This window comes from Halogeometricum sp. CBA1124, assembly GCF_009741955.1.
Taxonomy (GTDB): Archaea; Halobacteriota; Halobacteria; order Halobacteriales; family Haloferacaceae; genus Halogeometricum; species Halogeometricum rufum.
Genome location: NZ_WPCD01000011.1, coordinates 13,174 through 40,055 on the forward strand (window position 1 = coordinate 13,174; position 26,882 = coordinate 40,055).

Consider the following 26,882-nt stretch of genomic DNA (forward strand, 5'->3'; position numbering starts at 1 on the left):
AAAACAGATACTTACGGCATTCCTGTACGTCGGCTCAGAATGAGTGCGAACACCCCCGACGACGACCGGACCGACGACGGCGGTCTCGGTGAGACTATCAAGAACCTGTTCTCCGGCGACTCAGCGGAGTCGACGCCGCGACCCGCGTCCGACGCCGAGACAGAGGCCGATGCCGACGTGCCGTCCGACCGCGTCGAAATCGGCCGGCGGTCGTATCTGAAGATGGTCGGCGTCGCCGCGACGACGGCGTCGGCGTCGGTCGCCGGGTGTACCGGGTCGGCGAACGACGTCGCCCGCGTCCAGCCGATGTCGGCGTTCGGGTACGGCGGCGCGGCCGTCCTCCAGCAGAGTTCGTCGCTGGACCTCTCGGTCGGCGAGTCCGAACCGAACGACACGCAGGCGACCGCGATGGCTCTCGACCTCGGGGCCACCGTCTCCGGGACGCTCACGGAGTCCGAGGTCGACTGGTACGCCGTCGACGCGACGAGCGGACGGGAACTCGTCGTCGACTTCGACCGCGCGGTGAAGACGGGCGTGACGGCGGTCATCGTCTACGACACGGAGGGCGACTGGAGCAACCTCCGATACCTCGGTGCCTCGGGCGCGGTGACGGTCCGAAGCCCCGTCGAGGAATCGGGGACGCACTACGTGCAGGTGGTCAACGTGCAGGACGGCAGCGGCGACTACACGCTGGCCGTCTCGCAGAGCGACGACGGCGCGACGACCGAGACGCCGACTGCGACGGAGACTCCCACGGCGACGGAGACGGCGACACCGACTGCGACGGAGACTCCGACGCAGACCGAGACGGCGACGCCCACGCCCACGGAGACGGCGACGCCCACGCCCACGGAGACGCCAACGCCCACGCCCACGCCCACGGACGGCCAGTCGCCGTTCGGCGGGCAGGCGCGGACGATTCCCGGGCAGATTCAGGCCCAACACTACGACGACGGCGGCGACGGCGTCGCCTACTTCGACACGACCAGCGACGCGAAGGGGGGCGACTTCCGGACCGACGAGGCCGTGGACATCGAGAGCACGGGCGACTCCTCGGGCACCTACAACGTCGGCTGGATGCAGCAAGACGAGTGGCTGGAGTACACCGTGGACGTGACGGCCGGGTCGTACGACATCGACCTCCGCGTCGCCTCGCCCGAGGGCGGCAACCGGTTCCGCGTGCTGCTGGGGTGGGACGAACTCGGCGTCGTCGAAGTGCCGAACACGGGCGGCTGGCAGTCGTGGACGACGGTGACGCTGGAGGACGTGACCCTGTCCGGCGGCGCGGGACAGGTCCTGCGCGTCGAAGTCCTCGACGGCGACGCCAACCTCAACTGGCTGGAGTTCACGAGCAACCAGCCGACCGTCACGGAGACGGCGACGCCCACGCCCACGGAGACGACGACGGAGACGCCCACCGCGACGCCGACGCCGACGCCGACTCCCACGCCCACGTCCGACGACGACAACTACGGCGTTCAGGGCTACGGCGAACTGGGGTACGGCGGCGTCGAGAACTAGCGCGTCGACGCTCGGTCCCGTCGCGGACCGGGGCGGCGACTACTCGGTGACGGGCGTCCGGGCGACGAGGCGGTTCGCGGCCTGCGCGAGGCGGTGCGTCGCCCGCCCGCCCAACGTCACCGCGGCGTACAGGTGGAACTTCGGCTCCAGCGGGTAGTGCTGCACCGCCTTGAGGAAGAACCGGCGGGCGACGCCGTAGTTTCTGTCGTTGATGGACGCCGCGCCGACCCGGTACGCCGTCCACCCGAGCATCTTGCGCTCGAACAGCGGTCCGTACTCGGCGGCCAGCCCGCGGTACTTCTCGACGAAGAGCCGGTAGCTCTCCAGCAGGTTGTCGTAGTTGTCCGAGATGCGGTTGTGGGCGTCGTACTCGTAGGTGACGAGTGGCTCTCTGACCGGTTCGAAGTCGCACTTCGTCGACAGGGAGACGTACCACTCCAGGTCGGCCCACCGCTTGAAGCGTTCGTCGAAGGGCGTCTCCTTTGCGAGGTCCGTGCGGACCATCACCGCCGACTGCGTGCCGACGACGTTCTGACAGAGGACGGCCTTCGTGACGTCGCCGTCGATTCGGTCCGGGACGACCACGTCGCGAACCTCGCCGTTCATCGTCCCCTTCCGCCCGACGTAGACGAGTCCGACGTCGTCGTCGGCGTCGCGGAACCGTGCGACCTGTTTCGCGAGTTTCTCCGGCGCCCACCGGTCGTCGTCGTCGAGGAAGGCGATGTACGTGCCCGTCGCCGCCTCGCGCCCGTGTTCCGCGCGGCGTTCGCGCCGCGGTTCTCGTCGTGACGGACTATCTCGAAGTCGCGCACGTCGGGCGCGGCGTCGGCGAGGACGTCACTCGCGGGCACCTCCGAGCAGTCGTCGACGACGACGAGTTCGATGGGCGCGTACCGTTGCTCGGATACCGTCTGCACCGCCGACCGCAGGTATTCCGGGCGGTTGTACGTCGTGATGATCACCGTGACCAGCGGGTCGTCCGTCGAGGAGGTTCGAGTCATGGAGTCACCTGCATCGGGGGCGTCGCGAGCGTCGTTTCGTGGCGTTCGACCGAGACATCTTACTCGTCCGTTCCTCTGCGCGTACGCATACTGTTATATGTCTCATTACTCGGAACGCCAAGAACTACGACGCCGACGCTCGATGGACACCCCACGTGACGACGACCACGTGCCAACCGAGAACAACTAGTTATATTACTACTAATCGTCGCTATACGATTGAGACAGTCAGACACGCCCTCGCACGAACCGACTTGGTCGCCCTCCTACCGAGCTTATACCTTTAACCGGTGGAGACGTTCGAGCATCAAACGACGCTCGCGTTGGACGCAGTCGACGTCCCGACGCTACCATTCATGGATCTATACACGAGTTTACCGCGACAACATCGGGGTTTGCACCCTCATCGGCAGACGACGCACAGAACCGCTGACGACCCGAGCGAGTGGGACGACGGATGACCGAACGTGAGATATCGCGCCGGGAGGCGATAGCCGGGATAGCCGCGGCCGTCGTCGCCGCCGTCGCACTCGCACTCTCCGCTCTCGCGCCGTCGGAGGAGGGACCCGGTCCTCAGACGCCCACCGAGACGCCGCCGCCCGCGACGGCCACGGAGGGGCCGACGACGACCGAACCCGGTCCCGAAGGAGGACATCCGCGACTACGGCGCCGCGGTCGACGGCACGACCGACGACTCCGGGGCGATAATGCGCGCGATAGAGGCGGCGTCGCCCGGCGGAATCGTCTGGATGCCGCCGGGGACCATCCGCATCGACGGCACCAACACCGAGGGCGAGGCGATTCGCCTCGGCGCGGAGCACGCGAACGTCACCATCAGAGGCGCCGACCCCGCCGACGGCGAGACGCGACTGGTCCTCGCGCCGGGCCACCAGACCGTCCACAGCGCCATCTACATCAGGACGGACCCCGGCGAGAGCGTCGGCACCGTCAGACTCGAACGCCTCACCATCGACGGAAACAAGAGCGAACAGGGCCCCAACCCGGGTCTCGGCGTCCGGACGGAGGCCGAGGGCGAGTTCGTCATGCGCGACTGCGTCGTGACCGGGTGGCAGAACACCGGCGTCCAACTGAACGGCGGGATGCGCGGCGACATCCGGTACTGCCACTTCCACGACAACGGGTTGCGCTCGAACGGCGGGCACGACATCTCGCCGAATCAGGCGCGGCACCCGGCGGAGACGGTCATCAGCCACGTTCTCTGTGAGAACTCCGGCGGCGTCTCCATCGACGTCGGCCAGAACGACGACGCGCGGTTGCAGACCGTGCTGGTCGAGCGATGCGTCCTGCGGAACAGTCCCGGGTCGCTCAAGATTTCGACCGAGAACAAGCGGACGACGGTCCGGAACACGCAGATGCTCGGCGACGACTCGACGACGATTCCGGTGAAGGTCAACCCCACGGACGTCACCATCGACGACCTGGTCCTCGACAACGTCCTCGTCGACGGCGGCGGGTGGCCGGGCATCGACCTGCCGTGTCCCGGCCGGCTGAAACTGAACGAAGTCGCTCTGAAGAACATCGACCAGGACAACAAGCGCGCGGACGGGACAGAGGCGGCATCTTCACCAGAAAGATAGACTTCGGTTCCTCCGGGCGCGTCTCCATCCACAACGTCGGCCAGAACAACAACAGCATCGCGCTCAACATCGAGGAGGCGGCGGGGTCGATAGACGAACTCGTCTACAACGACGTCGGCGACTTCGGCACCGCCGACGGCGTCGAGGTGAAGAACCGGGTCAGAGGCGACCCGATACAACCGGACGTCGTCTCCGTGGACGACGTCGGACCGCGGTAACCGTCTCTGAGACTGATAGTAAAATCCTCCTGTAACTCTCCTTCTGACGAATTTATATTCTTCCTAAAATTCAAGTAAATTGGTGCTTGAGGCGCTCTCGAACCGCGTCTCGGATTCGACCACCCGCTCCTCGCCGCCAGCCCGACCGAATTGGTATCGACTTGGTATGCAAATCGGGAGTATCTGGCCGGAATCCGGCGGCAGAGGCCGACGTTCCGGGGAACATCTGGAAAGAACACTTATTCAAATCTGAGGGGGACCGAGAGGTATGGAAGAAGAACAGAGAGTGTCCGGGTGGGTCACTCGGGGAACGCATCGCGAATGTGAGAAGCGCCGGTCGGACAACGGTCACCTGTAGCACGCACGACAATGTCGAAGGACGTCACAAACTTTGGTGCGGTCGGAGACGGGTCGGGCGACGACACGCAGGCGATTCGGGACGCCGCGGACGCGGCGGGCCCGGGGGGGGACCGTTCACTTCCCGCCGGGGACGTACCGCGTCGGGTCGAACACGCGCATCCCTCTGAACTACCCGAACGACGGCAGTTGGGACAACCTCACGTGGTCGGGCGCGGCCCGGACGACGTCACGATCAAGATGGCCGGCGGTCACAGCCGAGCCCACTTCGTCTTCCTCGTGAAGGGGTCTCAGCCGCCGCAGAACGTCACGTTCGAGGGACTGACCGTGGACGGCAACAAGGACCGGCAGTCGGACGACTCCGTCGGTCTCTGTATCCTCACGGAGGCCGAGGGGAAGTTCACGATGCGGAACTGCCGCCTGAAGAGCGCTCAGAACGACAATCTGAAGCTCTCGGGCGACATGGACGCGGAGATTACGACGTCGCACTTCGCCGACGCCGGCTACGTCTCCAACGGCGGGCACGGCATCAGTCCGAACCAGACGTCGCAGACGACGACGATGATTCGTCGCTGCCTGTTCACGGGTCAGCGAGGGACCGACGTGGACGTGGGCCAGTCCAACCGACGCGACTGGCAGACGGTCGTCATCGAGGACTGCGTGATGCGGGACGCCTACCGCGGGTCGCTCAAACTCACGCAGGAGAACGCGAAGACGACGGTCAGAAACACGCTCATGAAGGGGAGCAGCGAGACGGAGATACCCGTGAAGGCGAACCCCTCCTCGGCCAGCATCGGCACCGTCGCGCTGGAGAACGTCGTCATCGACGGCGCGAAGTGGCCGGGCATCGACCTGCCGGTCCCGGGCACGCTGGAACTCTCGAACGTCGCCATCAAGAACGTCAACACCGAGAACCGCCGGGGCGGTGGCATCTACCTCGACGGGATGAACGTGGCCGCGGACACCATCTCCATCCACAACGTCGGGCGGAACAACGACTACGACGCCGTCAGCATCGCCAGCGGCGACGGCACCATCGACCAAGTCGTCTACGGCGGCACGACCAGTCCGTCCAGTTGGTCCGACCGAGGGACCGTCGTGGACGCGTCGTCCGGGAGCGCGCTCCAGCCGACCGTTCCCACCGAGGACCAGGTCGGACCGGGCGCGACCACCGACTCCTCTACCGATTCGGGCTCCGACACCGTCACGTCGCCGGACCCCGCGCAGTACGGCGGGTATCAGACGCCCTCGGCCGGAACGGTCGACTGGCACGTCCCGCTGAACGAGAACTTCGAGAAGATAGAGGCCGACGTGCTCGAACTCGTCCAGCGTATCCAGACGCTCGAACAGCAGCACTGACACCGCGACGGTAGCCGGCCGCTACCACGGCCGCCGGCGACCGCGCGCTCCCGGTCGCACGGCCGCGCTGTCGTGTTGTCCGCTCTATAACTATATGCTCATTTGGTCTTATTTTCCCAGTACATGCACACCGACGTTCGGGCCTGGCTCGACGAGTACTCCACCGCCGTCGAGAACGGGAGTAGTTCGAAGCAGGCGCTCTTGAAATCTCTCCGCGGTGCGTTCAACGGGCCGTACCTCTCCTTGACGACCCGGTACCCGCTCGGCACGAACATCTACGAACGGGACTGGGACCTCCTCATCGTCCTCGACGCCTGCCGCGTCGACGCTCTCCGGGCCGTGGCGCCGGAGTACGACTTCATCGAGTCCGTCGACTCCATCTGGTCGGTCGGGAGCGCCTCCCACGAGTGGATCTGCAAGACGTTCACCAACGAGTATCGCTCGGAAATAGCCGACACCGCCCTCATCACGACGAACCCGTTCATCCCGCAGACGTTCGACGACCGGGTGTTCCCGCCCAAGGCGTACGCCATCCCGCTGATGTGGGCGAACTGGGACGTCGTCGAGAAGTCCACGTTCAAGAGCTTCCTGCAGATACACCGCCACGACTACGAGGACTACTTCTCGGCGCCGCCGCCGGAGATAGTCACCGACCACGCCATCAAGATGGGTCGACAGATGGACTCCGGCCGGATGGTGCTGCACTACTTCCAGCCGCACACGCCGTACATCTCGCGCGCGTTCCGCGAGAAGCGTCCCGTCACGCCGGTCGAACAGGACCCGTGGGAGGCCCTCCAGAACGGCGAGACGACCACCGAAGAGGTGTGGGAGATGTACATGGACAACCTGCGGTTCGTCCTCGACTCCATCGAGACGCTCCTGAAGAACGTCGACGCCGAGAAGGTCGTCATCACGGCGGACCACGGGGACCTGTTCGGCGAGATGGGCGTCTACGGCCACCCCGAGGGGTTCGTCCATCCCGACCTGAAGCGGGTCCCGTGGGCCACCGCCACCGCCACCGACACCGGCGAGCACACGCCCGACGTGGACGCCGCCAGACAGACGGAGACGGACCAGGACGTCGAAGAGCGGTTGGCCCAACTGGGCTACCTCTGAGCGGCCGGCGTTCGAGACGAGTCGGCGCTCGACCGGTGCGGACGATTTCTACTGACGCGGTATCGCCGGCAGGTGTGAGACGGAACAGAAGAGCCGATAGCGTCGGGGCGTTCGGTGCGGTGCAGGAGACGTCGGTCGCGTCGTGACGGGTTCGGCGCGGCGACCCGGTCAGTCCATCACGTAGCCGAGGTCCGAGAGCTGTTTCTTCATCGCGCTCGACATCTCGCGCTTCTCGGTGTTGCGCTGTTCTCTGCCGAGGGTCTCGGAGAACGTCTCGAAGAACGCGCGGTGCTCCTCGGCGACGGCCGGATGGGCCGACGACACGTCGGTGTCCTCGTCGTCGAGTCGGTACAGTTCGTCGCCGCGGTCACCGCGGAGCCACTTGTACTCGTCGCTGCGGACGGCGTGCAGCAGTCCCGACTGGAACCGGTCGAGGTTCGCGTCCGGGTTGTGCGCTCGAACCTGCTCGACCGCCGTCTCGTACGTCTCGTTGCCGCGTTGGCTGAGCGCGTACGTTCGCTCCTCCTCTCGCGGGTCGATGCCCTGGAGTTCGTCCAGCGTCGCGTCGGACGCGCCCGCCTCCGCGAGCAGCATCTGCATCACGTCGATGTGCTGGACCAGCGAGTCGCTCGGGAGGTCGGTCGCCGACGGGAGTCCGTGGACGACGGTGGGGACGTTGACGAGGCCGTCGTGCAGTGAGAACTGGTGGCCGAGGACGCCGTGTTCGCCCAGCAGGTCACCGTGGTCGCCGGTGACGACGAAGATGGTCGGCCCCATGTCGAGCGACTGGACGTGGTCGAACAGGTCGCCCACCTGCTGGTCGGCGTAGGCGAGGACGCCGTCGTACATCGCGTCTATCGCCTCCTTCTCCGCGTCCGAGAACTCGCAGCCGTTCGCTATCTCGCGGTAGTAGTTCATGCTCCGGTCGAACGCCACCTCGACGGCCTCCTCGGTGGACAGTTCGATGTCGTCGGTGAAGGCGTCGCGGTACGGCAACGGCGGGATGTACGGCAGGTGCGCGCCCTGTGTGTGCACGAACATGAAGAAGGGGTCGTCGCCGCCCGCGTAGGAGCCGAGTTGTCGCTTGGCCACCTCTGTCGCGATGAACTCGGGGCGATGTCGGCTGGCGTCCGTCGTGTAGCCGGCGGAGTGGCGGCGCAGTCCGAGGAGGTACTTCAGGAGAATTCGCGGCCCGGCCGTCTGCAGGAGGTTCGACTTGTCCATCCACGTGAACTCCTCGAACCCGCGGGAGAGCCCCGTCGAGTCGCTGCAGTAGGCGTTCTGCGAGAGCCCGACCGTCCGGTACCCCAGTTCGGCGAACCGCTCCGGGACGGTGGTGATGCCCTCGGGGAGGACGTCGTTCCACAACCCGGTGCCGTGGTGGGAGGGGTAGGTGCCGGTGAGTATCGACGCGTCGGAGGGGAGCGACCACATCGCGTGCGAGACGCAGTCGGTGAACGCCTGCCCGTCGGCGTCGGCCGCGATTCGCCGCATGTTCGGCGTCGTGTCGCGGTGATAGCCCGCGAGCGAGGTTCGGTCGGCCCGAATGCTGTCCAGATTCAGCCAGATGATGTTTGGGCGACTGTCCGTAGTCATTGCTCTACCGCGAGGGATGCTCTCAACGGCTTTATTTTTACAGTCCATAAACCAGTTCGCGCGCCGGCCGCGGAACGAAACCACCCCCTAAACGCCGATGTGGACGGCTCACACCACCGACTGGTGCCGCGTGACGACCGTGAGAAGGGATTCGGTCGCGACGGCGTTCCGCCCGCCGCGTCAGTCCAGATACGTCTCGAGCCAGTACTCCAGCGACGTGATGTTCGCCATCATCGACGAGAGGTTCTCGCCGCGCTGGTGACGGTCCCACAGGCGCGTGATGCCGTCGTCGAACACGTCGCGTTCGGCCGCCTTTCGCAGGTACTCCTCGGTCCAGTCGGCCAACTCGGTGTCCATCCGGAGCCAGATGTCCGTGAGCTGTTCGGCGCCGTACGTCGGCTTCGACTGGAGTCGGCCGAGCCCCACGTTGGCGACGAAGCCGCAGACGTGCGCCGGGTAGGGCCACTTCGGCGGCAGTTTCGTCCGCTCGTAGGTGATGTCGGCGAGTTCGGGGGCGACGCGCCTCGTCAGACCGAGTTTCGCCCGCGAGGTGCCCATCGGTATCGACTTCGTGAACGGGAACGTGCCCTTGCGGTACGTCGTCGGTATCCGCGCGCACCACTCCAGAAAGTCCCCGTCGGTGTAGACGACCCTGTCGCCGCCGACGTCGCGGATGATGGCGTTCGACGCCAGCGCACAGCGGTTGTAGTAGTTCTTGAAGTGGATGTCCAACACCTTGTGGTGGAACGCGTTCTCCTCCGTCCGGTCGGCCTCCTCCCGGAACGTCCGGACGGGGTCGACGCTGATGGCCAGACAGTCCTCCACGAAGTCGATGTCCTGCGACGCCTCGCTGGCTATCTGCGACTCGACGGCCGAGTCGTAGTCGAAGTGCGACTGCAGGAGGTGGTCGCCGAGCAGCGACCCCTCGACGCCCTCCATGAACACGCCGGAGTCGCCGACGTCGTACGACCCCGAGAGGTTCTTCGTGATGTGCCACGCGACCATCCCACCGCAGACGTCCACGAGTCGCTCGATGCGTTCTGGTGAGGGCAGCAGGTCGAGTTCGGTCATCTCCATCCCCAGTCGCTCGACCACCTGTCTGGCTATCTGGATGTTGTCGCCCGTCGGCGGGTTCGCGTCGTACGTGTACGCCGACAGTCGTCGGAAGTCGTACGCCCCGCTGTCGGCCGACTGACAGAGCGCGGCACTCGTGTTCCGACTGTCGAGGCCGCCGGAGAGCCAGATTCCCGCCTCTTCGGGGAGCGTCGACGCCGTCCGGTCGACGGCGTTCGTGAAGCGCGAAGCGAGTTCGTCGAGGTACGCGCTCCCCGGTTGCGCCTGATCGTAGCGCGGCTTCCAGTAGCGCTCGCCGCGCCACTCGCCGTCGTCGAACTCGTACACCGTCGCGGGGCGAGCCATCGACACCTCCGAGACGAGCGTCCGCGTCCCCCACAGCAGTCCCATCAGGAGGAAGTCGGAGACGGCCTGTTCGTCCAGCGTCGGGTCGTCGACGAACGGGAGGCAGGCCGCGACGGCCGTCGAGAAGACGGGCTGGTCGTCGACGAGGAAGCACGAACGAGCGCCGAGTTTGTCCGTCGCCACGAGGAGGCGGTCCGCCCCGTCGTCGACGCCCACGAGGAGGAACGTCCCGTCCGTCCGTTCGGCCGCGGCCACCGGGTCCTCGAAGAACTCCGCGACCAGTTCGTCGTCGTCCGCCTCCCGCCAGTGGTCCGTGGTGACCGCGCCGTAGACGAACAGCGTCCGGTCGCCGTCCGCCAGCGTCCGGACGCCCTTCTGGTCGCCCGCCGGAATTCGAGCGTACAGCGACGTGGTCTCCCGTTCGACTCGCTCTTCCACCTCGTCGGAGATTCCGTGAACGGGAGTCTCCTGGGCCGCGTCCTCGCTCTCCGCGATGGACCGGCTCCCGACTACGCCTGACATGTGGCGTATCTCTGTTAGCTATTTCAAATAGTTACTTACCCTATATCTGCCCTCGCGGCGTCGGCGCGGGTCGCGCGCGACGCGCCGCGTCCGCGTAGTCGGCAGTTACGCCGCGCCCGTCGTCGCTCGTTCGCCGCCGCCGACCGGCGGGAAACCGCCAGCCCGGACGCTCCGCGACGCGGTCGGTCGATTCGAATTCAGTAGGTGTGATATAACTTAGGGCCATTTCCGCCGACAGTAGTACGATGACTCACAGCGTTCTGGCGAGCGCAGTCAACCATCCAGACGCGGTTAACCCGTACATCGGGCTGTTCAATCAGCGAATCGTTCAGTCGCTCATGCGCCGCGGGATGGAGGTGGACGTCGTCTCGCCGCGTCCGTTCGCGCCGCCGGTCGGCCCGCACTCGGAGTTCTCCATGCTGCCGACCGTCGAGGGATGGAACGGCTACGACGTCCACCACCCGCGCTTCTTCTACCTGCTACCGAAGCGGTTCTTCTACGGGGCCGCCGGCGACTCGTTCGCCAAGCGCGTGCCCAGATACGTCGAGCGGACGTCGACGTACCGGACGCGTCCACGCCTGCCACATCTACCTCGACGGCTACGGGATGGTGGACTACTGCGAGCGACACGACGTGCCCCTGTTCGTCGTCTCGCACGGTCACTTCATGAACGAGTACGACGAGTTGGCCGACGACGTCCGCGAGAAGGTGGACGAGACGCTCGACGCCGCGACGAAGGTGCTGTGCGTCAGCGACGCCCTCGCGGAGAAGGCCGGAGAGCGCGTCTCCCGGTCGAAAGTCGAGGTGGTCCCCATCGGCGCGACGCCGTCGCGCTACCCGGTCGAACGCCGCGACGAACTCCGCGAGGAACTCGGCATCGACCCCGACGCGACGGTGGCGCTGTTCGTCGGCGAGTTCTGCGAGCGGAAGGGTATCCCCGAGTTGGCCGAGATTCTCCCGACGCTCGACCTCCCGAACACGGAGTTCGTCTTCGTCGGTCACGGCGGCGACGAGGAGTGGACGCTCCGGCGCGCCCTCTCGTCGAGTCCGTTCTCCGCGCGCCACGTCTACACCGGAATCACGTCGCTGGCGCTTCGCCGGTGGCTGGCCGTCGCCGACGTGCTCGTCCTCCCGAGTCACGCCGAGGGGCGTCCGACGGTCATCTACGAGGCGATGGCCGCCGAGACGGCGGTCCTCTCGACCACCGTCGGCGGCGTCCCCGAACAGGTCGCGGACGGCGAGACGGGCGTCCTCATCCCGCCGGGCGACACCGACAGACTCCGCGACGAACTCACGTCGCTGTCGGCCGACCGGGAGCGTCTGCGGGAGATGGGGAGGCGGGGACGCGAACGACTCGTCGAGCAGGGGTGGACGTGGGACGACCACGCCGAACGCGTCCACCGCCTCCACCGCGAGGCGCTGGAATGACCGATGACGCCCTCCGCATCGCGGCGGTCACCGCCCACCGGTCCCACGAGGTGGCCGAACCGCTGACGCTCGCGGACGGAACCGTCGAAGTGGTCGACATCGACCCCGACGACGGCTTCGTCGAGCGGAACGTGAAGACCGTCGCTCGGCTCGTCGAACTGACCAGCGACCCCGCGCCGGACGCCGTGCTGTCGGACTGCCTCGGACTGCTCGGCTTCATCGTCGCGGCCGTCTGCGTCCTCCGCGGCGTCCCGTTCGTCTTCAGGTTCAAGGGCGACCACTGGCGCGGCCTGAACGAGATATACCGGGTCGACGGCGACGGCAGCGTCGCCACGAAACTGCGCTACTACCTCACGTACGCCCTCGACGAGGCCATCTACGCGTCGGCGTGCGGCTACGTCGTCGTCTCCGAGGAACTGAAGGAGGTGGTCGTCGAGCGAACCGGTTGTCGGCCCGAACAGGTCCGCGTGGTCCACGTCCCCCTCGTCCCGGACAGGGACGACGGGTCCGCGGCGGCGGCCAGAGAGCGCTTCGGCATCGACGAGGAGACGGTGCTGCTGACGGTGACGAACCTCAAGTACCGCGGCAAGTACGAGGGCGTCCGCACCGTCGTCCGCGGGATGGAGTCGGTCCTCGCGGCCCACGAGGACGCCGCGTACGTCGTCGCCGGCGGCGGCACGCACCTCGACGCCGTGCGGCGAGCGGTCGACGCCATCGACGACCCGGCGGTCCGCGACCGAATCTACGTCGTCGGCTTCGTGGACGACGTGGCCGATCTGTACGCACTCGCCGACGCGTTCGTCTACGTCTCGCACATCGACGGCTACCCCCCGCGCGGTGCTGGAAGCGCAGCAGTCGGCGCTCCCCGCGGTGGTCAACGCGGCGCACGGCATGGTCGAACAGGTCGAGGACGGCGAGAACGGACTGGTGCTGAGTGAGGCGACGCCGGACGCCGTGGCGCGTCGCGTGACCGAACTGCTGGCGCGCGACGACCGGGTCCGGATGGGCGAGAACGCGCGCGAACGGGTTCGGACCGAGAACGACCCCGCGGCCATCGGCGACCAACTCGTCGCGGCGATGACCGGGATTCTGAAGCACAGATAAAGCGGCACCGCCGAGAAACGGCTCCTCTCTTCTCTCGTCGCTAGTCTTCCTCTCGTCGGTCGGTCTTCCTCTTGTCGGTCAGTCTTTCCTTCGTCGGTCAGTCTCCCTCTCGTCAGTTACCCGCCGCGCGTCGCGTTGACGAGGTAGGTGTCGTAGCCGCCGTTGGCGTAGACGTGCGAGACGGTGCCGTCGCGTTCGAGACGCGCGTAGTCCTCGGCCTCGAACCGCCAGAACTCGCGGTAGTCCGGATACATCTCCTCGTAGAATATCCGCCCGCCGCGAGTGATCAGCATGTACCTGTCGGTGTCGTAACTGGCCCCCAGCGTGTCGTGTTCGGTGTAGTTGAAGTGCGCCGGCGGCCCCTCGGTGGTGCTGGCCGGGATGACCTCGTCCTTCGAGTAGCCCGCCGTCCCGTAGATGGCGTCTCGGAACCGGCGGAGGTTGATGCCGTACTGCGTGGTCGGGTTGCTCGAGTCGCGGTACGCCAGCGTCCACTCCGCGCCGTCGAGTTCGGCGTTCGTCACCTGGTGGTTGCTCTGGATGGCGTACGGCGAGTAGTAGAGGCCGAACGTGCTGACGACGACGAGGGCGACGAGGACGAGGTAGGCACCGACGCGGACGGCGCGCTTCCACCCCGTCGCGCGGTAGACGGCGTAGAACAGCGACCCGGCGAGCAGCGCGGCGAATATCCGCGCGAGCATGAGCGGTCGACCGAACCCGACGACGAGGTCCATCACGAGGAACGGCACCGTGACCCCGGCGAACAGGCCGAACCCGCCGATGAACGTCGTCCGGTAGGCGTCCAGGTCGGGCCGGCGACGGAGTACCGACACGACGACCCACAGCGTGTAGAGGCCCGCGAGCGTGAGCAGGATGCCCGACACCCCGTACTTGACGAGGCCGATGCGTATCACGTCCAGCAGCGCCGGACTGGTCTCCGACACCGTCGAACTGTAGGAGTCGAGCGTCGACGTCCCGCTCTCGGAGCCGACGAACGTCTGCACGACGGCCTGAATCTTCTTCGTCACCTGCGAGAAGTCCAGATACCACGCCGCGAACATCCCGACGGCGAGGTGCGCGACCGGTGCCGCGCCGACGGCGCTCCGCCAGTCGGCGGACTCGCCAACCAGTAGCTCCCGGTCGTGGAGCGCCCTCGCGATGCCGTAGACGAGGAGGACGAACAGGAGGAACAGCGTCGTTAGCGGGTGGTAGATGACCATCGCGGCGACGACGACGACGAGGGCGACGCGGACCGCCGTCGACCGCGTCTGCTGCTCCATGAAGAACAGGTAGAGGACGAACGGGACCAGGAGGACGCTCTGCGGGTACGGCGAGGGGTTCACGTGCGCCGTGCCGCCGATGAGCAGCGTCACGAACGGCAGCGTCAACAGCGCGCGCGTCCGGTCGTACACCGACGCGACGAGGGCGAACGACGCCACCACCGAGAACAGCGAGACGACGACGGAGATGGCGTTGATGAGGTGCATCGCCTCGACGTCGCTCGCGTAGGAGAAACTCACCACGAGGAAGTGGACGTTCGGGTAGATGTCCTCCTGCCCGGCGACGCCCGTCGCCATGATAGTCTGTATCTGCCCGACGTGAGTCAGCACGTCGCCGCGGCCGAACACGGGGTAGCCCCTGAAGTACGGGAGCAACAGCAGGAGCGCCTCGACGACGAGTATCAGCAGGACGCCGAGTCGCCACGTGCCGTCCGTGCGCTCGCGGAAGACGTGTTCGAGGACGGCGTAGTGGCCGATGAGCAGCGCGAGAATCGCCAGCGCCCAGAAGTACCACGGGTACGCGTCGTAGATGGACATCTCGAAGGCGGGCGCCGGCGGCGTCGAGAACAGGACGTACGCGAGGACGACGACGATGCCGAACCCGGCGGTCACGGCCCACCGCGTGTCCGCGCCGGCGAGTTTCGACAGCGCATCGGCGGCGCTGCGTCTCGACAGTCCGCCGGAGTCGCCGGCACCGCTCATCTCGCGGTCCCTCCGGCGGTCGGTTCGACGCCCGTGGGCGACGTGCGGCGTCCGCGCGGCGAATCTGACCGCCGTCCCCGTGGGTAGTCGGTTCGCGGGCGGTGTCGTCGGTCGGTGTCGGTGTGGTCGGTCATGGGTGTGAGTCTACGGTGCTGTCGCGTTCACCCAGATGTGGGTCGAACGGTACGCGTTCGCCTCCGTCGGCGTCTCCGGCGGCGTGCCCCTGTACAGCAGGAAGATGAGGCGGAGTTCTTCGCCGGTCACGGCGGAGTCGGTCGTGAGTTCGCGCTGCTGTCGGGTCGCCTCGCCCGCCGCGAGCGTCGTGGTGAAGCGGTCGAGTTCGCTCTCGGCGACGACGGTCCGCTCGCCGTCTCGCGTCTCTATCCGCTGCAGTTCGGCGACGACGGTGTAGTCGACGGTTCGCTCCTCGTGGTTCGCGATGCCCACGTACAGCGACCGCGGTTCGACCGGGTCGAGTCGCGCGGGGTACTCGTCCGCGACGAGCGTCCCGTTCTCGCCGTTGTCGGTCAACAGGTAGAACTCGGTGTAGCGCTCGCCGTTCTGCGGTTCCGCCAGCGTCGCGCCGACGAGGCCGGCCGACGCCAGAAGGAACACGGCAATCAGGACGTTCGTCGCCGGAACCGCGCGAAGCCCGCCGGCGGACCCGCTCGGAAGCCACGAGAGCGAGAGCCGGAACCGCTGGTGCGGCGGGAGCGTCGCCCGGCGGACCGTGGCGACGACGAGGGCGACGGCGACGACGACGACCAGTCCGTTCAGCACGGACGCCCGGCCGATGCCGAACTCGGTGAAGTTCAGCGCCAGGACGGTCAGCGGCGTGGCGGCCAGACTCAGTCCGACGCTGAGGACAACCCGCTCCGTCGAGGAGACGGAGGGGTGGTCCGGCGGCGCGTCGGCCGGCGAACGCGGCGCGGACCGGGCCGGAAAGAGCGCGGCGGTGAGCGCGTACCCGGGGAGCACGAAGACGAGCAGTCCCCCGAGGACGACGTGTAGCGGGTCCAGAACCGACGAGGACGCCCCCGTGACTGCGATACCGAAGACGGCGGCGGTGAGTGCGGCCGCGAGGACGAGGTCGACGAACGTCGCCACTAGCCCGGCGTCCGTCGTCTGCGCGCGGTCGGGACGACTTACCATGAGCGGTGATACCCCGTCATCGGTCTAAAAACGTCGCCCGGCAGGAGGCGTTTAACCACCGATTGCGACGCGTTCAGGAACTCGCTACCCTGCCCGTTGGTCCGTCGCGAGACGGCGGCGGGCGACAGCCGTTCGAGACGAGTGGATGGCGACACGGTCACTCGTCGAGCGGGTTCCGGCGGCCGGTGTACGCCGACGACCGACCGCCCCGCACGTACTTTCTGTAGCCCTGCAGGAGTCCGACCGTCCGCACGACCTGACTCGTCGCCGCGAACAGCGTTCCGCGGAGGGAGTCGCCGAGGTAGTTCGTCGGGACGAGCGCCTGCGTGAGTATGCGCGAGTGGACGTTCTCGCCGCGTATCAGGTAGTACGGAATCGCCTCGCGGCCGTGTCGGTAGGCCTTGCCGTAGTAGTCCAACAGCGAGTCGGCGAACGGGTGCGCGACGACGAGGTCCGGGTCGTACCAGAAGTCGTACCGCTCGGAGATGCGGTCGGCGAGTTCGGTCTCCTCGTGTCCTACGGCAGTCGCTCGTCGAACCCGCCCACGTCCTCCAGCACCGACCGGCGAATCGCCATGTTGCAGCCGACCACCGTCTCCGTGACGTGCGCCTCGTCGCCCTGGTCGTACTGGTTGGAGAGGCCGCGCGTGATGCGCGCGCCGGTGTCGACGATGCGGCCGGTCACCGCCGGGTGGTCGTCCAACAGCGCCGACACGCGTTCGAAGTAGCCCTCCTGCGGGTCGGAGTCGTCGTCGAGGAAGACCAGTTTGTCGGCGCTGGCCTCGCGGATGCCGGCGTTTCTGGCCGCCGAGGCGGTCGGGTCGTCCCGCAGGACGACCTCTCCCTCGACGGCCGCGGCTTCCAGTTGCTGTTCCCACCCGAACGTCGGGTCCGTTTCGAGCGTCGGAATGATGATGGAGATGTCTACCATGTCTTCTCTCTGGTTCGTGTCGAACTGCCGGGTCGGGCCGCGACGGGGGGTCGCGACCGCTCTCGGTCGAATGGTAGGGAAGACGGAGCATTGTTATGAGCGGCATATGCTCTCGCTATCCCTCGGAGACGTCGCAGCCCGCCCCACGGTGCCGATAGCGGCGTCACGGCGGCGTCTCCGGGAGCCCGTGAACCGTCCCATCCAGCGTCAGCGTCGCCGGACCGCCGTCGTCGCACTCGACGGCCACGGCGTCGTACGGTCGCGCGAGAGCAGGAAGCCGAACGAGACGTCCGCCCCCGACGCGCCGAGCGTGAGCGACTCCCGTTCGACCTCGGTCAGGAACGCCGGATAGTACGGGCTGGTGCCGACCGTCGCCTCGTCCGCGTCGAGGGGGGACAGATACGCCAGCGGCTCGTTCCGGTCGTCCTCGCCGTCGCCGTGGCCGTCGGTCCCGTCGTCGTCGGCGCGCAGGACGAACGCGGACGGAACGGCGGACGCGGTGGTGTCGGCGGACGCGGTCGTGTCCACCGCGACCGACGGGTCGACGTGGAGTCGGCTGTGGACGGGTCGGGGTTCGCTCGCGGTGACGTGGTCCCAGACCAGCCACCAGCCGTCGTCCGCGTAGATGCGGCGTCGGTGGCCGTAGGCGTCGGGTCCGCCGCCCGCCCGGCGGTAGGCGCCGTCGAACACCGTCACGCCGTCCGCGACGCCGTACTCGACCGTCGGCTCGAACCGCCGGCCCATCAGGTAGCTCCCGGCGATGGGAATCGGCTCCACGTCGCCGTACTGAACCGTGTTGTGCGCGGCGACGCTCCGCGTGTACTGTCGCTTCTCGGTCGGCGCGTACTCGTACGTCCCGGTGTCCGTGAGGACGGGCCGGCCGTCCGCCCACAGCAGAATCGAGAGGTGGTCGTTGTGCGAGTGCGCCGGCAGGTGCCGCGGGCCGATTCCCCCGGCGTCGACGAGGAGGGCGTCCTCGCCCCGCCCGAGCCAGTAGTACCCCGAGTCGGGGAGCGCCGTCGTCGTCGACGGCCCGGGGTCCACGCCGACCGCACTCGCGTACCGGAGGCAGGCCCGGAGCGACAGCGACTCGCCGTGGACGGCGTCGTTGAGAAGCGGCAGTTCCCCGTCCGGAGGTTCGATAGCCCGGAGGAACCGGGTCCCGCGCTCGGCGGCGTCGCGAATCGCCGCCGATGGGGTGCGCCCGTACCGTCGGAGCAGGTCCAGCGCGGTCAGATACCGGGTCAGCGTCTGGACGTGGTACATCGGACTTAGCTCGAAGTGGCCGCCGTCGGGCAGGAACTGGTCGGCGGCGTCGCACAGGACGTTCACGCCCGTCTCGACCCACGGGTCGCCGGCGTCGTCCACCAGCAGTCCCGCGATGACGAGGGCGACGCCGTTCTCGATGAGGTGGTTGCCGCCGACGTCGTGTTCGACGTGGTTCGCGAGGAAACTCGCGTTCCGGTGGAGGAGGCGATGCAACCGCGCGGCGAGGGCGGGGTGTCCCTCGTCGGCGCGGAGCCACGCGTAGTACCGGGCGACGTTCATGAGCCTGAACGACACCGAGTGCGGCGTCCACGCGCGCCGCAGGTACGCCTCGGCTCCGATGTCGGTGCCGTCGTCCGCCTGCCAGTCGGCGAGCCACCACGGGAACGTCTCGGTGGCGGCCGGGCAGTCTGTCGGGTCGTCGTGTCCGAGGTACGCGCCCTTGAGGAACTCGAAGCCGTGGAACTTCAGCGCCCACAGCGCCGGCGGTTCGTACACGGCTTCGCCGTGCCACCCGACGCCGTCGCCGTCCTCGACGCGGACGGTGCGGTCGAGGAAGGTGACGTCGCCGTCGGTGGCCTCGGCGGCGTGCGCCCGGAACGTCGCACGCTCGTCCGCCGAGAGGCTCCGACGGAGTATCGCCGTGTTCGCGCGGAGCGGTCCCGGCGAGCAGGTGAGTCGCTCGGGAACGCGGCTGTCGTACCGGGCGCGAAGTCGACGGGGAGCGGGGGGACGACGGCGTGACGGACCTTCCGCTCGGCGACGCCGACGAGCTGTCTCGGTTCCATGTTCGCCGCCGTGTGAAACAGCAACGGCAGCGTCTGGCCGTCGACGAGACGGGCCAGTCGCGACTGCAGGTCACTCACGGTCCACCACGGCTGGCTGCTGGCCTCGCATCGCCGTCAGTCGCCTCCCACGAGTTCTCTGACGTGCCCGTCGAGGCGCTCGGCGATTCGTCGCCGGTCGTACCGGGTCCGGACGTACTCGTGTCCGTTCGCGCCCATGTCGGTCCGCATCGCCTCGTCGGCGAGCAGTCTGTCGAACGCGGCGGCGATTTCGCGGGGGTCGTTGTCCACGTGGATGCCGCCGCCGGACTCCCGGACGAACCGTTCGAGTTCGCCGCAACCGGTGACGACGATCGGCAGGCCGCAGCCGAAGTACTCGTACACCTTCGTCGGCATGGCGTACGCCAGTTCCTCGTCGCGGACGAGCGGTGCGATGCCGATGTCCGACTCCGACAGCAGGTCCGGAATCTCCTCGCGCGGAATCGGTTCGACGAACTCCACGCGGTCCTCCAGTCCCTCCTCGGCGGCGATTCGCTTGAGTCGCGGCACGGTGTCGCCGCCGCCGACGAGGCGGAGCACCGCGTCGTGCGAGACGAGATTCATCGCGCGGATGCACGATTCGAGGTCCTGCGCGTGCCCGATGTTGCCGACGTAGACGATAGACGGCCGGTCCTCCGACTCCGCCTTCGCCTCTGGCTCCGACCCCGTCGCCGGTTCGGACTCGGAACCGCCCGCGGGGACGGAGATGGCCTCCGACTCGGCCGTCGGTTCGGACTCGACGCCGAACCGCGACATGTCGACGCCGTTCGGGACGACGACGAGTTTCTCGCGCAACTCCTCGCCGTACTGTTCACACAGCGCCTCTCCGAGCATCTCCGTCGTCACGGCGACGGTGTCGCCCGTCCGGAGCACCTGCCGCTGGAACGCCCGACTCGACCGTTCCAGTATCCCGCCCTCGCCGATGAAGCCGAGCGAGACGGAGGCGTCTATCCACAGGTCCCGCACGTCGACGACCCACCGGGTGCCGGTGAGCGACGGCACGAACCCGGCCATGCCGGTGAAGATGGGCGGCGTCGTCGTGAGCACCACGTCGTACTTGCGGCTGTTGAACAGCAGCCACAGCGTCGCGTGGAGGGCGAACGTGATGTAGTAGGCGAGGCGGGAGAGGACGCTCGGGTCGGACGTGGTCGGCTGCCAACTCCAGATTCGATTGACGTTTACTCCGTCGATGGTGCTCGACTCCGACCGGTACCACTGCTGGTCGAACTCGCCGTGCGGGAAGCTCGGCGGGGGTGCGAGTACCGTCCACCTCCCACCCGATGGCGTCGAGGTTCTTCGTCATATCAGTCATCCGAGAGGCGTGGCCGCTCGTGTCCGGGGGAAAGTGCTGGGAGACGACGACGATTCGTCTGTCCGACTCGCTCATCGTCGGCATTCCTCGTTGCCCGTCCGTTCCCGCGACGCGTTTCGACCCTGCCGCGCGCGCAGCGCCGAAGGCGGCATCCCCAGTTGCCTGCCGTGATTGTGACTCATCTACGGGGATATGCGATATGATTCCTGTTTGTTAATTCGCACCTACTTTGTTTTCCAGCTGACCAGGTGCGGGGTAGGGCCCTCGTTCCGGGGAAAACCCGGCGCGCTCCGGATTCTGGGTTTCGCGGTCGAACGCGGGCGGTCTCGGGAGTTGTTATCAGCTTTGGCCGTCGTTCAGTCCGGGTTTAGACTGATTAACTAACTGGCTAAAATTACAACTGACCGGAAACATGAGCGATACAGTTCCGTTCGGTAGGTTTCCGGAGGCTCCAGTCGAGCGACTGCTCGGGGGTGCCGACGAGTCGCGCGGACGACGCGGGAGGGTGAGTCGGTAGATGTCGGGGATAACGGACCGTCTCCGCAAGGCGTTCGCCAGGGTCAAGCAGACGCTGACGCCGGAAGGGACGCTCATGGAACGAGCGGTCACCGGCGGCATCTGGGCGACGGCGCTCAACGTCTCGGGCCGCATCTTTCAGCTCCTGACGGCGATTCTCCTCGCGCGACTCCTCACGCCGCGCGCGTTCGGTATCGTCGCCATCGGGATGCTCGTCATCATCGGGCTCGAACGGTTCTCGAAGCTCGGACTCGACGACGCCCTCATCTACAACCGCGACTCGAACGTGGACAGATACCTCGACACCGCGTGGGTGATGAACGCCACTCGTGGTGTTCTCCTCTCGGCCATCCTGTTCTTCAGCGCGCCCTACGTGGGGTCCTTCTACAACGAACCCATCGTGACGGAGATTCTCCCGGTGATGGCCATCGGACCGCTCGTCCTCGGCCTGCGGAACCCGGGCATCCTCTACTTCAGAAAGGACCTGGTCTTCCACAAGGAGTTCGTCTACGACGTGAGCGGCGAGGCGGCGTACTTCCTCGCCGCACTCGCGTACGCGCTCTGGAGTCCGACGGCGTGGGCGCTCGTCGTCGGCTACCTCTCGCGGAACGTGGTCCGGACGTTCCTGTCGTACGTCCTCCACGGCTACCGGCCGTGGCCGCGGTTCGACCTCGAGTTGGCGCGCGAGATGTTCGACTACGGCAAGTGGATAACCGGCGGCAGCATCGCGAACTACATCCGCAACGAGGGCGACGACCACTTCGTCGGCTGGCTGCTGGCGTCGAGTTCGCTCGGCTTCTACCAGATGGCCTACCGCCTGTCGAACGCGCCCGCGACGGAGGTCACGCACGTCATCTCCTCGGTGTCGTTCCCGGCGTACTCGGAGGTGCAGGACGACCTGCAGAAGCTCAGAACCGCGTTCTACAAGACCGTCCGCATCTCCGCGTTCCTCGCCGCGCCGATGGCCGTCGGCATCGCCATGGTCGCGCCGACGTTCGTGAAGGCCGTCCTCGGCGAGCAGTGGATGCCGATGGTCGTCCCGATGCAGGTGCTCGCCGGCTACGGGATGATACGCGGCTTCGTCTCCTCGTACGGATCCGTCTGGCGCGCCACCGGCCACCCCGACTACCTCGTCAAACTCCAACTCGTCAGCATCGTCCTCATGGCGATTCCCCTGTACCCCGCGACGGTGGAGTACGGCCTCACCGGCACCGCGCTGGTCATCACGCTCGTGTACGCGTTCATCATGTTCCCGATAGACACGTACCTCGCTGCGAGCGCCGCGGACGCGGACTTCAAGCGGTTGCTGCTGGAGTTCGCCTACCCGCTCCCGGCGGCGGCGCTCATGGGCGTCACCGTCTTCTGGACGCGGAACGCCGTCTCTGACCTCCCGGCGTACCTGTCGCTCCTCGTCCTCGTCGTCGTCGGCGTCGCGACGTACGCGACGGCCGTCGTGGCCCTCGACTCCCGCATCAACTGGAACATCCTGCACGACATCAAAGACATCCGCGACATGCTCTGACCACCGCTCTCACGAATCCATGACAGTAGCAATATTCAAACCGACCGAGCCGAATTCCCACGCGAGACAAACGTGAGCACAGCACAGATACTCGATGCATCCCGAAACCATGTCTGACGGCGACGACGAGACGAAGCGTGCGGTGGCCGCCTGCGACGGGTCCGGCGGGTACCACGCCGGGACGCGCCAGCGACAGCAGTGGTCGGACGGGGCGGACAGACTCAGAATCTTCGCCGTCGCGCAGACGGCGGCGATGGTCCTGATAGCCGCCGTCCTCTTCGTCCTCGAGATGTGGACGCCGGAGCTCTACTTCGTCATCTCGTTCCTGGGACTGCTCGTCCTCCGCATCGTCTTGGCCCCGACCGACCGCATCCCGACGTGGTGGTCCCGACTCAACTGGGTCGTGCGCGCCGGCTTCGTCGTCTTCGGCTACCTCGTCCTCCAGCAGTTGCCGGAACTGCTGCCCTGACTCCGTCGAGACGAGCGGTCACCGACGCCGACGCCGTCGCTCGCCGCCGAAACTGAGGCGACTGCGCCGGACGAACCGAAAAAGGAAGCGGGGCGGCGACGACTCAGGACTCGTTGTACCAGACGTCGACGTGCGCGTCCGGTTCGTAGGACTTCCCGACGATGTCGAGTCGCCCGTCGCCGGTCATGTCCACGAGTTTCGCCTCGTGCGTCTCGACGCCCCTGGCGACGACGTGTTCTTCGAACTCCCCGCCGCCGAGGTTCTCGAAGACGTAGTGCGTGGGGTCGTCGTTCTCGCCGGCGCCCATCTCGGCGACGTAGATGTCCGGCCGGCCGTTGCCGTCGAGGTCAGCCACCTGCAGCGAGTGCGGACAGTAGAGGTCGTCTCGCAGCGTGTGCTGCTCCCAGTTCGGCGGGTCGAACCACGCGACGCGTCCCGGGTGGTCGCCGAGGAGGGGGGAGTCGCCCTCGGCGAATATCACCTCGAGTTCGCCGTCGTCGTCGAGGTCCGCGACGGCCACGCGCGTCCAGTCCCACCCGGAGACGATGGTCTCGCGTTCCCACCCGTCGTCGCCCTGTCGGTAGACGTGCGTGCCCGCGATGAGTTCGTTCTCGCCGTCACCGTCGACGTCGACTATCTCCAGTCCTTCGAGGTTGACGCCGGAGTCGACGACGTGCTTCGTCTCGTCGGGCCACGGCGTCCGCCGCGGGTCGTCGGGGACGTCGTAGTAGAACACCGTCTCGCTCTCCTGTGAGACGCCCACCAGTTCGGGGTCGCCGTCGTTGTCCACGTCGCCGAACGCCAGGTCGTGGTACTTCTCGAAGTCGTCACGGAGGAGGCGCTTGGTCCACTGTTCGCGGGGGTCGTCCGGTCGTTCGAACCAGAAGATGCCGCCGAAGCCGATGCCCTGCCCGACGACGACGTCCTCGGACCCGTCGCCGTCGAAGTCCACGAGCGTACTGCCGAGGAGGCGGAGTTCGGTCTCGTCGGTCATCACGTGCCGGTCCCAGGTGCCGTTCTCGTACCAGAACAGGTCGCGTTCGAACCGCTTGAACAGGTTCCCCGGGAGGGACGAGCGCTCGACCGTCAGTCCCGGTATCGGCGTCGAGACGTTCGTCGACCCCATCCCCCCGACGACGAGGTCCGGAAGCCCGTTCCCCGTCAGGTCCGTCGGGTGCAGATGAACAGTCGACCGCTCGGCGGGTCCGGGTCGATGACCTTGTGTCGGAACCGGTACTTGTCGTCGGTCCCGTCGGCGTCTCCGAGAGTCGTCGCGCCCCCGGGGCCGCCGGACGCCGTCCGCGACTCGTCGCTACTCATCGCCGCCCCCCGCCCGAGTCGGTGCCCGCGCGGCCGCGGCGTCTCCTCGGTTCGCCCCGTCGGCGGACGCTGGCACTCTCGATGCGATGGATTGGTCTGGTCGCATTGGTCGATACTCGTCGAACCGAGCCTTTGTTATGCAGAAGGTGACGCTCGCCGTGATGGTTCTGGCGGCGGCGACCACCTCTGTAGCGCCCCCGTCTGTCGTCGCCGACGCACCGCCCGTTCGAGTCGGCTCTCCTGACTCTTCGGGTGCGAGTGAACGTCAGGACGAACGCTATCTCTCCCAGTTAACGTCATCTTAACGTCGTTTTGCACCTTCTCTCGGCTGGCCCCCGTGGGGAACCGATTCACGAGCGTTCCGAGTCGCGTCGAAAACAGATTCGGCCGACCGCCGCGCACCCACCGGCCACCGACGGCCCGGGCGTCGGTGGTGCCGTGTCGCTCCGTGCGTCGGGTCAGACCATGTTCTTCGTGTTGACCGTCTCCCACACCGACCGTCCTTCGTCCGTGATGCCGTAGACGCGGCCCTTCTTCCGGTCTTCGGAGACGAGGAGTTCGACGTGCGACCGTTCCCGGAGTTGCTGTAAGGCGCGCGAGACGTGCGTTATCGAACTGTTCGAGTCCGACGCGATACGAGACGGCGTCGCCGGACTCTCGATGAGACGTTCGAGGACGAGCACGCGGTACCGCGAACTGATGATGTACCCCACCTCGTCCCACCGACTCTTTCCGACGCTCATCGGTGCCCCCCCTCGACCCGAACGACTGACCGAATACGACGACCGTCGATACACGCGTCCGTACGACGCCGTCCCGAACGGCGTCGGCGTGGCGGACGAGTCGCCCCCACGCGACTCTTCCCGACTTGCCCGGTCCGATGCTCTGCCATTTTTGCCATCATAACCGAATTAGGGCTTCGTTAAATAAGATTTTCGCATAAATTTTGGTTATTCTGAGACAATCATAAAAACCTGAACGAATGAGATTGGGATTACGACTTCAGATTCAAAACAAATGCTCTCACGCCGCTAGATTGTTTCAAACGGTCTCATAACTCTTCGATTCTCCCCGCCTGAATCTGGTCGTCTCGACGGAGACGAACCACCGCGCGTCGCCGCCGGGGGAAGCAGTCTCTGTTCGCCACTCGCGCGGAGTCGTCGCCGCGTCCGCCGGGTCGGCGCGGCGTCATCCCCTCAGCAACAGTGCGGCCGCGACGAGAAGGCAGACGACCGAAGCCCCCGAACGCGTGCGCGTAGGTGCCGTAGGTGACGACGACGCGACGTACGCCGGGCCGAGCGCGTTCGCGGCGAGAAAGAGGGCGCGCGCCGCCCCGAGGTCCGCGCCCATCCCGTCCGTTGGGGCGTCGTCCATGATGATGGCGTCCGCGAGGGGAAAGCCCGTCTTGTACCCGGCCGCCATCGCGACGGTGGCGGCGAGGAGCGCGATTCTGGACGTGGCGAGGACGAGTCCCGTCAGGGCGGCGGCCCCGAGCAGGAGGCCGGCGACGGCGATACCGCGACGAGAGTACCGGTCGCCGAGGCCGCCCGCGAGGGGCTTGATGCCGAGGCCGACGACGAAGACGACGGCGAACGTCGCACTCGCCAACCCGTCCGAGAACCCCCGCGCCTGCGCGAGGTAGGTCGGAAAGAAGTTGATGAAGCCGCCGACCATGAAGTAGAACAGCGAGAACGCGACGAGCGTCTCCCGTTGATCGGAACTGGCGACGAGGCGGCGGACCGTCCCGACGGCGTCGAGGGAGGGCGACCCCACGCGGAACCCCTCGCGCGTCCAGACGGCGTAGAGGACGGTCACGACGGCGAGTGCGACTGCCACGGGGAGGAACGGCGTCCGCCACGTCGCGTAGGTGAGTGCGAGGACGGCGACGCCGGAGGAGACCAGACCGCCCACGTCCGTGCCGGCGGCGTAGATGCCAAGTGCGCGGCCGCGCCGCGCGGTGAACAGGTCCGAGAGGAGGGCGCGCGACGGGATGGCGAACAGGCCCTTCCCGAGTCCGACGACGACGGCGGCGACGAGGAACGTGGCGAGACTGGTGGCGACGCCGAACAGGAGGAAGCCGACGACGAGTACCGCCAGTCCGGGGACGACGAGCGTCGTCCGGTTCCAGTTGTCGGAGTACTCGCCGCCGGGATACTGCGTCACCGCGTAGACGCCCTGAAACGACGCGAGCGCCAGTCCCGCCGTCGCCTCGGTGATGCCGAGGTCCTCGATGATGGTCGGGAGCAACGGCGAGAGCAGAAAGCGCCCCGTCTGGAGGACGGCCCACCCGAGCGAGACGGCCAGCAGCATCCGCGTCGCGTACGTTCCCGCCTCGCCCGTCGTCGCCGTC

At 67.1% G+C, this 26,882-nt stretch carries 21 protein-coding genes and 3 pseudogenes; 10 read left to right on the top strand and 14 right to left on the bottom strand.

The features are described 5' to 3' along the window. Window positions 1–39 precede the first annotated feature (39 nt). Window positions 40–1,521 (top strand): carbohydrate-binding domain-containing protein, encoded by a 1,482-nt coding sequence (locus tag GJ632_RS02985; protein WP_191452034.1) that lies wholly within the window; start codon window positions 40–42, stop codon window positions 1,519–1,521. Window positions 1,522–1,560: 39 nt separating this feature from the next. Here GJ632_RS02985 and GJ632_RS22910 read toward each other — a convergent pair whose 3' ends face one another. Together GJ632_RS22910 and GJ632_RS22915 are read right to left on the bottom strand one after the other, a co-directional pair. Then, the gene (locus tag GJ632_RS22910; protein ID WP_231751286.1) at window positions 1,561–2,127 is read right to left on the bottom strand and encodes a hypothetical protein; all 567 of its coding nucleotides are present in this window, start codon (window positions 2,125–2,127) and stop codon (window positions 1,561–1,563) included. Window positions 2,128–2,196: 69 nt separating this feature from the next. Beyond that, window positions 2,197–2,522: pseudogene (locus GJ632_RS22915) on the bottom strand (glycosyltransferase family 2 protein); the annotation flags it as partial. 653 nt (window positions 2,523–3,175) lie between these two features. Between GJ632_RS22915 and GJ632_RS02995 the strand changes: the two are divergent. The 4 genes from GJ632_RS02995 to GJ632_RS03010 all read left to right on the top strand — a co-directional run bounded on the left by GJ632_RS02995 (window position 3,176) and on the right by GJ632_RS03010 (window position 7,170). Next, a complete protein-coding gene (locus GJ632_RS02995; RefSeq protein ID WP_343160992.1) occupies window positions 3,176–4,120 on the top strand; it encodes a glycosyl hydrolase family 28-related protein in 945 nt (314 codons plus the stop codon). Next, the gene (locus GJ632_RS03000) at window positions 4,018–4,338 is read left to right on the top strand and encodes a hypothetical protein (protein WP_191452036.1); all 321 of its coding nucleotides are present in this window, start codon (window positions 4,018–4,020) and stop codon (window positions 4,336–4,338) included. The genes GJ632_RS02995 and GJ632_RS03000 overlap by 103 nt, the downstream gene beginning before the upstream one ends. Before the next feature lie 369 nt (window positions 4,339–4,707). Continuing rightward, window positions 4,708–6,054 carry a right-handed parallel beta-helix repeat-containing protein gene (locus GJ632_RS03005; protein WP_191452037.1) on the top strand — a complete coding sequence of 449 codons (1,347 nt, stop codon included), beginning with the start codon at window positions 4,708–4,710 and terminating at the stop codon, window positions 6,052–6,054. 123 nt (window positions 6,055–6,177) lie between these two features. Then, window positions 6,178–7,170, top strand: coding sequence for a hypothetical protein (locus tag GJ632_RS03010; protein WP_231751288.1), 993 nt, complete (start codon window positions 6,178–6,180; stop codon window positions 7,168–7,170). 168 nt (window positions 7,171–7,338) lie between these two features. Here the strand turns inward: GJ632_RS03010 and GJ632_RS03015 are convergent, their stop codons facing one another. Then, on the bottom strand, window positions 7,339–8,766 hold the full coding sequence (locus GJ632_RS03015; RefSeq protein ID WP_191452038.1) for a sulfatase: 1,428 nt from the start codon (window positions 8,764–8,766) through the stop codon (window positions 7,339–7,341). A 180-nt stretch (window positions 8,767–8,946) separates the two neighbouring features. Beyond that, window positions 8,947–10,707 carry an asparagine synthase-related protein gene (locus GJ632_RS03020; protein ID WP_191452039.1) on the bottom strand — a complete coding sequence of 587 codons (1,761 nt, stop codon included), beginning with the start codon at window positions 10,705–10,707 and terminating at the stop codon, window positions 8,947–8,949. Between the two features lie 606 nt (window positions 10,708–11,313). On the opposite strand from GJ632_RS03020, the gene GJ632_RS03025 reads away from it, so the two are divergent. Beyond that, window positions 11,314–12,135 carry a glycosyltransferase family 4 protein gene (locus tag GJ632_RS03025; protein WP_231751289.1) on the top strand — a complete coding sequence of 274 codons (822 nt, stop codon included), beginning with the start codon at window positions 11,314–11,316 and terminating at the stop codon, window positions 12,133–12,135. After that, window positions 12,132–13,239: pseudogene (locus GJ632_RS03030) on the top strand (glycosyltransferase family 4 protein). The gene GJ632_RS03025 and the pseudogene GJ632_RS03030 overlap by 4 nt, the downstream one beginning before the upstream one ends. A 116-nt stretch (window positions 13,240–13,355) precedes the next feature. On the opposite strand, the gene GJ632_RS03040 reads toward GJ632_RS03030, so the two are convergent. The 5 genes from GJ632_RS03040 to GJ632_RS03055 form a co-directional block, all read right to left on the bottom strand. Continuing rightward, window positions 13,356–15,221 carry a hypothetical protein gene (locus GJ632_RS03040; RefSeq protein WP_191452042.1) on the bottom strand — a complete coding sequence of 622 codons (1,866 nt, stop codon included), beginning with the start codon at window positions 15,219–15,221 and terminating at the stop codon, window positions 13,356–13,358. A gap of 144 nt (window positions 15,222–15,365) precedes the next feature. After that, the gene (locus GJ632_RS03045) at window positions 15,366–16,373 is read right to left on the bottom strand and encodes a DUF1616 domain-containing protein (RefSeq protein WP_191452043.1); all 1,008 of its coding nucleotides are present in this window, start codon (window positions 16,371–16,373) and stop codon (window positions 15,366–15,368) included. Window positions 16,374–16,530: 157 nt separating this feature from the next. After that, window positions 16,531–16,791: a hypothetical protein gene (locus GJ632_RS21850; RefSeq protein ID WP_197427837.1), complete on the bottom strand. Its 261-nt coding sequence runs from the start codon at window positions 16,789–16,791 to the stop codon at window positions 16,531–16,533. Window positions 16,792–16,889: 98 nt separating this feature from the next. Beyond that, window positions 16,890–17,303: a glycosyltransferase family 2 protein gene (locus tag GJ632_RS21855; protein ID WP_197427839.1), complete on the bottom strand. Its 414-nt coding sequence runs from the start codon at window positions 17,301–17,303 to the stop codon at window positions 16,890–16,892. Between the two features lie 207 nt (window positions 17,304–17,510). After that, window positions 17,511–19,067, bottom strand: coding sequence for a heparinase II/III family protein (locus GJ632_RS03055; protein ID WP_191452044.1), 1,557 nt, complete (start codon window positions 19,065–19,067; stop codon window positions 17,511–17,513). A 9-nt stretch (window positions 19,068–19,076) separates the two neighbouring features. On the opposite strand from GJ632_RS03055, the gene GJ632_RS03060 reads away from it, so the two are divergent. Further along, complete coding sequence (locus tag GJ632_RS03060; RefSeq protein ID WP_191452045.1) at window positions 19,077–19,313, top strand: hypothetical protein; 237 nt, start codon at window positions 19,077–19,079, stop codon at window positions 19,311–19,313. A gap of 158 nt (window positions 19,314–19,471) precedes the next feature. Here the strand turns inward: GJ632_RS03060 and GJ632_RS25125 are convergent, their stop codons facing one another. After that, complete coding sequence (locus tag GJ632_RS25125) at window positions 19,472–20,584, bottom strand: glycosyltransferase family 4 protein (protein WP_343160993.1); 1,113 nt, start codon at window positions 20,582–20,584, stop codon at window positions 19,472–19,474. 638 nt (window positions 20,585–21,222) lie between these two features. On the opposite strand from GJ632_RS25125, the gene GJ632_RS03070 reads away from it, so the two are divergent. Both GJ632_RS03070 and GJ632_RS03075 read left to right on the top strand, forming a co-directional pair. Continuing rightward, entirely contained in the window at window positions 21,223–22,743 is a 1,521-nt protein-coding gene (locus GJ632_RS03070; RefSeq protein WP_089810983.1) for a lipopolysaccharide biosynthesis protein, read from the top strand. Window positions 22,744–22,852: 109 nt separating this feature from the next. Further along, the gene (locus tag GJ632_RS03075) at window positions 22,853–23,212 is read left to right on the top strand and encodes a hypothetical protein (RefSeq protein WP_191452046.1); all 360 of its coding nucleotides are present in this window, start codon (window positions 22,853–22,855) and stop codon (window positions 23,210–23,212) included. A gap of 103 nt (window positions 23,213–23,315) precedes the next feature. On the opposite strand, the gene GJ632_RS03080 is transcribed toward GJ632_RS03075, so the two are convergent. From GJ632_RS03080 to GJ632_RS03090, 4 genes and pseudogenes are all read right to left on the bottom strand, one after another. Beyond that, complete coding sequence (locus GJ632_RS03080; protein ID WP_343160990.1) at window positions 23,316–24,338, bottom strand: VCBS repeat-containing protein; 1,023 nt, start codon at window positions 24,336–24,338, stop codon at window positions 23,316–23,318. A gap of 35 nt (window positions 24,339–24,373) precedes the next feature. Continuing rightward, window positions 24,374–24,532 (bottom strand): hypothetical protein, encoded by a 159-nt coding sequence (locus GJ632_RS25130; protein ID WP_343160991.1) that lies wholly within the window; start codon window positions 24,530–24,532, stop codon window positions 24,374–24,376. Window positions 24,533–24,990: 458 nt separating this feature from the next. Then, window positions 24,991–25,275, bottom strand: coding sequence for a winged helix-turn-helix domain-containing protein (locus GJ632_RS03085; RefSeq protein WP_089810989.1), 285 nt, complete (start codon window positions 25,273–25,275; stop codon window positions 24,991–24,993). A 445-nt stretch (window positions 25,276–25,720) separates the two neighbouring features. After that, window positions 25,721–26,842 (bottom strand): annotated as a pseudogene (locus GJ632_RS03090) (MFS transporter). Between the last annotated feature and the right edge of the window lie 40 nt (window positions 26,843–26,882).